Below are 1186 nucleotides of genomic sequence, written 5' to 3'. Positions count from 1 at the left end.
TCCAGACACGCTGACCGTCATCGATCTACTTCAGGTCGAAGTAACTAGCAAGGCTAGGTACACCGCGCCGAGCAGGCCGGCGTCCGGAAACTCGGTCCGCTTCGAGTAGGGCTCCTGTCGGGATTGAGCGACGCCCTTGACGCCGCAACGGAGCGGATCCAGGCTCGACCCGGGGTGAACCGTGAACACAGCCACACTTGACTACTGGATCGAACGCACCCGTTCGATCGGCTCCGCCACGAGCGCGCTGGCGCGTGCCATCGAGCGCGGGGACACCGACCTCGATCGCGCTGTGGACCGCCTGGAGATACAGGCCCGCACCGCCGTCGAGGACTCAACCCGCGGCTTCGACGCCGCTTCGGGTGCCGCACCGTCCGACGAGGAGCGCCTCGTCGGAGCTCTCTCCCAACTCCAGATCGGTAACGCGCTGCTGACCGCCGAGTCGGCCATCGCCTCAGGCGACGCCGCCGGCCTGAGATCCGCCGTGGCGAGCATGGACCGTACCGCCGACGCCATCGAGGTGTCGGCCGCCGCGCCGGCGCTGGTGCACAGCTTCGACATTGCCCGCGACGGCGTCCCGCTGAACGTGCTTGAGGCCGCACACACGGCGCTCGACGAGATGGTCGAGGGCGCGGCCGGCGTCACCACGGCCCTGGTCACCGAGGTGATCAAGCCGCTCACCGACCGGGTCCCGGAGGCGATCAAGCAGCTCGGTTCGGAGCTGCTGCTCGACCTTCCAGGCCGACTGGCCCGCTGGGCCCTGCGCGCCATCCGGGGCGGCGTCAACCTGCTACTGCGGGTCGTGGACCTGCAGGCGGTCGAACGGATGCGCGACCGCATCGATGGCGTCCTGGCCCGGCTCGGCCGAGGTGAGGACCCGGCGGTCCTGGCCGGCTGGGCTATCGGCGCCGACGTCGTCCGCGCCGGGCTGGCTGGCGGCACCGCGCCGGACCGTGCCGGGCTCGTCAGCGAGCTGGCCGAGCTGACCGATCGGTTCGGTCGGCTGTGCGACGTGCTCCGCCGGGTGGCCCTCGCGGTGACCGGCCTAGCGGCCACGCTGTCCTTGTTCCAGGTCGTGGTCCCGCACGCCGTGCCGGTCACGTCGGCCGTCCTGCTGCTCGTCCTGGCCGCCACGGTCGTGCTGGGCCGCGACTACACGGGAGCCACCGATCTGCCGGGCCCGGTT

The 1186-nt window shown here is 71.1% G+C and carries 1 protein-coding gene; it reads left to right on the top strand.

What is annotated here, in order from left to right:
- Positions 1-181: 181 nt before the first annotated feature.
- Positions 182-1186 (top strand): hypothetical protein (locus AB0M20_RS44735; RefSeq protein WP_364307691.1); only part of this gene is annotated, 1005 nt, incomplete at its 3' end.

The sequence above is a fragment of the Actinoplanes sp. NPDC051633 genome (assembly GCF_040681735.1).
Lineage (GTDB): Bacteria > Actinomycetota > Actinomycetes > Mycobacteriales > Micromonosporaceae > Actinoplanes.
The sequence above is the reverse complement of the archived record's forward strand: the minus strand, read 5'-3'. Positions and strand labels throughout refer to the sequence as shown.